This window comes from Streptomyces sp. NPDC005774, assembly GCF_042871645.1.
In the GTDB taxonomy this organism is placed as follows: Bacteria; Actinomycetota; Actinomycetes; order Streptomycetales; family Streptomycetaceae; genus Streptomyces; species Streptomyces pratens.
In genome coordinates this window covers 1-5,646 of record NZ_JBIAIV010000111.1, presented here as the reverse complement: position 1 = coordinate 5,646, position 5,646 = coordinate 1, and the positions used below count along the sequence as shown (strand labels likewise).

Here is a 5,646-nt window from a genome sequence, read left to right as displayed (position 1 = left end):
GAGCAGCAGGAGTTCAACCGCAACCACCAGGCACGCTACCGCGACCGGCTCATACTCACCGCCTGATAGACAGCACCCTCATTGGATCTGCACCCATCCACCATGGGTCGAGGTCGGACAGAGCCCGGCTGCGCTCAGGGGGAAGCTGGGGGCCTGTGGCGCGCTGGTTGGACAGCCACAGGCCGAGTTGGAATCCGTCCTTTTCGTGCCGGTAGGGAATGCACAGGTGTCCGTGTTCGGCAGCGAAGGCTCGGGCGAGGGCGAGGCCGCGGGCGAACCCCTGTGCGTTGTCGGCGTCGGCGTCGGCGTCTGCTTTGTCCGCGGTGCCTTCGGTTCGAGAGGGCCGGTCTGGATTGCTGCCGGCAGAGGCTGGGGTGCGATAGGCGGGCGCGACCCGCCACATGCTCACGGTGCGCTCGCGTTCACCGGCGCGGGAGCGCCAGCATGCCTGGAGCCACGCGATGAGCGGCCCGGAATCACTGTCGGCCAGCACGCTGGCGAGCCAGGGTCGTCGTAGCCGTAGGGCGAGTTCGTGGATGAAGGATGGCGTGTCGGCGGCAACGTGCGGCCGGTGCGTGCCGGTGTCGGCCAGGACCTGGTGCTGCCAGAAGGGGCTGGCCAGCAGTCCTGCGAGGGTGACGGTGTCGGGGTAAGTGACCGCGTCCCGGGCAGCATGGGGCGAAAGTTCGGCGGCGGGGTTGGCGCGGGCGAGGCTTTCCAGCCGCTGCGCCCAGGCGGTTTCCTGAGGCCGGGCGGCATCCCACCAGGTGGCGATGATGGCCTGCGCGACCGGGTAGGCGTCTGCGGCATTCTCCCGGCGGCGTAGCAGTGCCGTGTGGCGGCCGCGGGCCTGTACGGTCTCGGGCAGTTGGGCCAGGCTCAGCTGGTTGCGGCCGGAGTTCTGATCCGGTACGTCCTGCGTGCCTGGCAGCCACATCTGGTGGCGAACGCAGAGGCGCTGGTGCGCCGCCATGTACAAGTGCGCCGGCTCGGTTCGGCCGGTACGGGCGGCGGTGCAGCGTGTGCAGGCGCCGCCGGTGGGCTCGATGGAGCTGGCGCTGTGGAAGGTGACTGCGGGTCCGGTGTCGTATCGGCCCTCAGGTTCGAACCGGGTCCAAGCAGGTAGGGCCCGGTGCAGGTGCTCTTGAGGCACTCGCGACAGGGCGGCGAAGCGAGCCCGGGCGTCGGCGTTGAAGTACACCTCGCCGTCGGGCTTGAGGGAGTCCATGGACTTTCTGTTGCCGAAGGCGAAGAACTCCGTGATCACGTCGGCAGCCGAGACCCCAAAGCGGCTGGCCAGGCGTTCGACAAAGGACAGCGTGGTCTCACGCGGCAGCGGCCGCACGCTTGCCGCGCACGGGAGGGAGGGGAACAGCAGGGACGACGGCCCGCGTGCCGGCGGTACGGTCACGGACGGTGCTCCCGATTTCCGTGAACGGGCGCCCGCGGGCAAAGGCGATCCGGTTCCAGACCGCGGGCGCCGCTGGAGCGGCGGGTCAACGCTTGTCCCCGGCGCGCTTGGCAGTAGCGCGGCGCTGCGCTGGCACGGGGGCGAGCAGTTGCTGCTCTGCGCGGATGTCCAGCTCGACATCCTCCAGCAGGCTCTTCGTTATGTTCTCGGTCCCGTCCATGATGGCCGTCACGGCGGCTTCTCGGAGCAGGTGAGACAGGCTGCCAAGCACTCCTGCGGTGCGGCGGTGCAGGTAGGCGGCCTGTTTGGCGAGCGACCCCGGGCGGTGGTTCCGCAGCCGAAGCGCGCCCTCCAGGTCACGGACCAGTTCCTGCCAGACATCGCGCTGCGCGGCGGTGCCGTAGGGCAGTGGGTCGTTGCGCAGCAGCTTGAAGCGTCCCGCGAGTTGCTGCCCACGCGGCCCGATCAGCAGTGGCGAGTCATGCACATCGACGCCCGCGTAGACGAAGGTGGCCGGGATCCGCTCGCCCAGGTGCTTGATCTGATCCGAGGTTTCCGCACCGGAACGGGTGCGGGTGTCGAGCAGATGGATGTCGTCGACCAGGACGAGCTGGGTGCGCAGCTCGCACAGCGTCGCGCATACGGCGTCGGTGATCGCTGCCTGGTTCATGCGCTGCAGGACCGGCAGGCCCAGGAACCGGGCGAATTCGGTGACCAGCATCTTCGGGGTCGACGCAGGCGGTACGGAAACGAAGGCCACCGGAAGCCGGTCTTGAACACCCGGATGCTTGCGCCGGTCCGTCAGCTCGAAAATCCGCCCCAGTTCCATGAGCGTGGTGGTCTTGCCGGTGTTCGGAGGCCCGGAGACGATCAGCCCGCGCCTCGCGGTGCCGCGGTGGCGGCGGTTGACCAGCAGCATCCGCTGCAGCTGTATCGACACCCTCTCCATGGCGGGAGTAGCCACCACGACGAACTGCGAGTGGTAGTCCAGCCGCTGCTCCCGGCTCCAGCCTGAGTCATCGGCCACCGCTGTGGCCGGTGCGCTATCGACGTAGCGCTGCCAGCCCACCCAGGTGCTGACCGGGTCGAAGGCGTCATCAACGTCCGGGGTAAATTCTGCTAGAGCCACTGGTCGGCCTCCGCATAGGGGTTCAGCAGTCGGGATGTGTAGGGCCGCACGTCACCGGACGACGCGTCGTCGCCCTCTTCGCCTTCGTCGAAGCCGGCAAGGTCGTCGTACGGCTCCTCCGGGTCGAGATCGAGCTGTCTCCTCTCACCGACGTCCGATACGAAGTCAGGAGGCGAAGACTCCTCTGCAGTCCCGGCTGTCGGACCGCCGACGGCGACAGATGAAGTGGCAGAGGCGCGCGCCGCCACCGTGCGCTCGCGGCGTGTGCCTTCTCCGGCGCCAGCGCGCCTGAGCAGCGCGTCCAGGGCCCGGGCCAGGGCGAGTTCGTGCTCGTCGCGGTCCGCGGTGCGCGCTACTGTCTTGCGGATGTGCCGCCAGGTGTAGTCGGTGAACGGCATGTTCACCTGGGTGGTGTGGATCCACGGCACCTCCACGAAGCCGTCCGGCAGCCGCACCCAGATCCGTGCCGGTTCGTAAGGGTTGTAGTGGACCTCCCAGCGCTCGCCCCTGGCAGAGCTGCCCGATCGGCGCCGCCGGTGCCCGTTGAGGGCCTTGCCATCGTAGGTGCGGTAGTCGAAGCGGATGCCGTAATCGTTGATGACCTGCCACCTCACCGGCAGCAGCTCGATGTGGTTGTCCGGTGCCAGCGGCACGGGCACATATCCGGTGACGCCCACCAGCGCTGCCCACATCTGGATCGGTGACAGTTCCAGATGAGGCAGGAGGGGATGCCGCAGCGAAGAGTGCTTGCGCGCGTGCCACCCCGCTACCAGCCATTCGTCGAAAAGTTCCTGCAACTGCGGCAGCGTCCACCGGGCCTCGTCCTCAACGCCCTTGCCGCGCTCGGTGGCATTGGACCCGGTGTATCCCGCGACGTACTGGCAGAACTGCTGATTGACCGACTTGAACGTGCGCTCCACGTGGCCTTTCGCCGGACCGTTCGCCGGCGGCGCGGGCTGCAGAGACACCCCCAGGCTCCCGCACGCTGCCAGGAACGAGGAGGATACGAACACCCGTCCCTGGTCCACGATCACCGTTTCCGGCGCGATCACAGGCCGGGCAGCGGCTCCCTTCAGCCGCTCGTCCAGACTCAGCAGCCGCTCGTAGGGGACCACCGACCGCTGCAGCGCCAGCGCCGCGTCCCAGCCCGGACGCATCCGCATCGGCGCCACCATCTCCGCCAGCAGCACCGCCGCATCCACCGCGCTGGTACCCGGCGGCCGCAGCACCGCAGCACAGATGCTCCGCGTCGCCACGTCCACAGCCAGCGTCAGCTCCGGCCGGCCCGTCACCCCGTCCGCCAGCACCGCCACCACATCCAATGGAGTGCTGTCCATCATCACCATCTCGCCAGGACGCAACGCCACCGTCGGCACGAACGGAGGCGTCGGCCGCGACGCATGCCAGCGCCGCTGCGCCGCAGTACCCAACATGCCCTGGCCATCGGCCAGCGCATGCACCAGCCGGTTGAACGTCGACTGCGGCGGCACCCCCACCGCCCCCGGGCCATGCTGATCCTCCAAGAACCACCGCACCTGGTCGCGCAGACGCGTCAACGTACCCGTGGACCTGTCCCGCTGCTCCTCAAGCACCGCCACGACCGCGTCCACCACCCGCGGATCCGCCCGACCTACCGCAGACCTGGGCCGGGTGGTGCGCTGGTCAACCAGCCCCCACACACCCTGGTCCCGGTAACGCACCCGCATCCGCCGCACGGTAGCCACGCTCGTCGGCAGGCCGCTGGCGGTCAGTTCCTCGGCCTTGGCCGCCTCCCGCTGCGCCAAGGTATGCACCGCGGGGTCGTACCGCGGCCTCGGCGTCCCGCCCACCGGGTCAGGGATGCCCGTTTCCACCTCTCGCACGTGCCGCTCCCAGCTCAGCGCCTGCTCCCGCACCGGATCAGGCAGCGCGTCGAGCAGTGCGAACGGCGGTACCTGAGGTCGGGGAGCGCCGCAGACCTCGAAGTGCGGGTCGGCGAACAGGTGGGGCAGTGACACAGCTGCGACCGCGCCCGCGTCATCGACCAGCCGCCCCCGGACTCCCTCCAGAACCGCAACAGTCCATGTGCGCTCGTCCCAGCGCACCTGATCGCCGACGCTGAGCATGCCGCGTTTCACGCTGCCACCCTTTCGGCGGCGGCACTTACGACCGTCCGCTCGTGCAGGGGAAGCTCCAGGTTCGTGTTGAGTACCCCGCCCCATAGGGCGTGGAAGACAGCCGGCCATACAGCAATCGGATCCCCGAGCCGCGAGACACCCTCCTCAAGCGGCTGCGGGCGGGCGAAGCACGCCGCGACCTCTGCCATCCGGCCGCTGCCGCCGTTGCGGGGATGGCGGTACCCCGACAGCCACCGGACATTGGCGGCAACCACCGGCTCCGGCGGTAGGGCGATGCGGTAGCGCCACCCGGCCGCCTCCACTACTGCCCTCATTTCTGAGGCTCGTTCCTTCAGCCGCTTGGAGACCCCGTCGCGTCCTGCGCAGTCGACCAGCACACCGCTTCCATCCCGGAGCCGGGCCATCAAATGCGGGGTGTGCACAACGGTCTCGCCGCCGTGCCCCAGCCATGCCAACTCCACTGGGCTGCACGCCATAGAAACCACATCCGGATCACGGTCCAGCAGCATGACTTGCGTGCGCATCGCCCCGAACCCGTAGTGCACCAGTTGTCCGGAGGTTGCCGACCACCACCAGCCAGGTGCCACACGGCGCCCCCGACGTACGGGGAACATCCGCACCGGCGTCAGCTCTTCGAGCGCGAGCCCCTGCGCGACGTGTAGCCATGGCAAACGCTGGAGTTCTCCGGCAGCGCCGACGAAGCGCGCCTCGATTCGACTGGTCGCCGCGAGGGCATGCGTCGGCGGCAAGAGGGTGTTCATGACCACCAGCCAACATTGGCTCAGTTGAACTGCACACTGCTCACCTAGAACGAATTTCCCGCAGAATTCTGAACCGGGCCGCCTTGCACGCCTGCGCCCGCGTGTGCCATGTGCGGAACCGGGCATGGGGCCACCTGAGCCTCGATCCACCGCGTAGCGGTCGGGTTGTGGACGGGGAGAACGGAAGAGGTGCCCGCTGAACTGGGATGATGGGAGTTCCTACGCTTC

Annotated in this window: 4 protein-coding genes; all 4 read right to left on the bottom strand. The window is 68.7% G+C overall.

The genetic code is table 11. From position 1 onward, the window contains the following. Positions 1–55: 55 nt before the first annotated feature. Positions 56–1,345: a Helicase associated domain protein gene (locus ACFYQA_RS39055; protein ID WP_388928550.1), complete on the bottom strand. Its 1,290-nt coding sequence runs from the start codon at positions 1,343–1,345 to the stop codon at positions 56–58. Positions 1,346–1,496: 151 nt separating this feature from the next. Next, on the bottom strand, positions 1,497–2,540 hold the full coding sequence (locus ACFYQA_RS39050) for a TniB family NTP-binding protein (RefSeq protein WP_388928548.1): 1,044 nt from the start codon (positions 2,538–2,540) through the stop codon (positions 1,497–1,499). Further along, a complete protein-coding gene (locus ACFYQA_RS39045) occupies positions 2,531–4,645 on the bottom strand; it encodes a transposase (protein ID WP_388928552.1) in 2,115 nt (704 codons plus the stop codon). Before ACFYQA_RS39045 ends, ACFYQA_RS39050 begins: the two co-directional genes overlap by 10 nt. Before the next feature lie 8 nt (positions 4,646–4,653). Then, positions 4,654–5,418 (bottom strand): TnsA-like heteromeric transposase endonuclease subunit, encoded by a 765-nt coding sequence (locus tag ACFYQA_RS39040; RefSeq protein ID WP_388928546.1) that lies wholly within the window; start codon positions 5,416–5,418, stop codon positions 4,654–4,656. Positions 5,419–5,646: the final 228 nt, after the last annotated feature.

What these genes read in the sequence shown, in the direction of transcription:
- ACFYQA_RS39040 (WP_388928546.1), bottom strand. Translation starts at nt 5,418, where the DNA reads ATGAACACCCTCTTGCCGCCGACGCATGCCCTCGCGGCGACCAGTCGA.
- ACFYQA_RS39045 (WP_388928552.1), bottom strand. Translation starts at nt 4,645, where the DNA reads ATGCTCAGCGTCGGCGATCAGGTGCGCTGGGACGAGCGCACATGGACT.